This is a genomic window from Devosia chinhatensis (assembly GCF_000969445.1).
Lineage (GTDB): Bacteria > Pseudomonadota > Alphaproteobacteria > Rhizobiales > Devosiaceae > Devosia > Devosia chinhatensis.
In genome coordinates, this window is the sequence record NZ_JZEY01000080.1 from 1 (window position 1) to 790 (window position 790).

Sequence of the window (790 nt, forward strand, 5' to 3'; positions counted from 1 at the left end):
TTCCTGGGTCATTTCCACCGAACCTAACTTTCGCTTTCGTTTCTTGCCCGCCTTCTGCTTTTCTTTCTGCTTGCTCTTTCTGTTATCGTCTCCTCCCTACCACTTCTCCGTCACGTCCTTGCGCATGGCGCGTTCGTTTTCCCTGTCTCTTCTCTTTCCTCCTTTTGCCCCCTGGATGTTAACTGTCTCTTCTCCCCCTCTGTCTCTTCCTCCCCTTCCCCTTTTTTTTTTCTCTCTTTTCTCCTTTTCTTTTTTTCCTCTTCTTTTTTTTTCTTTCTTTCTTTTCCTTTTTTTTTTTTCCTTTCTTTTCTTCTTCTTTCTCTCTTTTTTCTTCCCTTCTCCTCCTTTCCTTCTTCCTTCTCCCTCCTCTTTCCTCTTCCCCTCCCCTCTTCCTGCTCTCCCTCCCCGCTTACCTCTCTTTTTCTTCGTCTTTTCTCACTCTCCTCTCTTTCCTCCTTCCTCCTCTTCTCCATTTCCCCCGTCGTTTTCCTTTTCTCCCTTGTCTCCCTCCACCCTCTTCTCCACTACCCCGTTTCCCTCGCCTTTTTCTCCCTCCTCGCCGTCTCCTGCCTTTTCCGCTCCCTGTCCCCCTCTTTCGTCCCCGCCCCCTCCCTTGCTGCCTACCTCCTCGGCTTCCGACCCTGTCTTCACCAACGCCCCGCTCCGCTCAAGCTCCCTCGCGTCCGCTTCGGTCTGCCCGACGCCGCCCTTGGTTCCCTCGCCGTTCGCTGCTCAGCGCTGCCTCCTACCCGCCAGCTACCGATCTACTCCCGCCCCCTCGTGCCTGCTG

Annotated in this window: 2 protein-coding genes; both read right to left on the minus strand. The window is 53.8% G+C overall.

Translation table 11 applies throughout. From position 1 onward, the window contains the following. Nucleotides 1-110: 110 nt before the first annotated feature. Nucleotides 111-473, minus strand: a complete 363-nt coding sequence (locus VE26_RS17825; RefSeq protein WP_152658903.1) for a hypothetical protein — start codon at nt 471-473, stop codon at nt 111-113. Further along, complete coding sequence (locus VE26_RS16825) at nt 436-654, minus strand: hypothetical protein (protein WP_152658904.1); 219 nt, start codon at nt 652-654, stop codon at nt 436-438. Before VE26_RS16825 ends, VE26_RS17825 begins: the two co-directional genes overlap by 38 nt. Between the last annotated feature and the right edge of the window lie 136 nt (nt 655-790).

Bases quoted from the DNA above. Each gene is read 5' to 3' on its own strand.
- VE26_RS17825 (WP_152658903.1), bottom strand. From the start codon at position 473: ATGGAGAAGAGGAGGAAGGAGGAAAGAGAGGAGAGTGAGAAAAGACGA.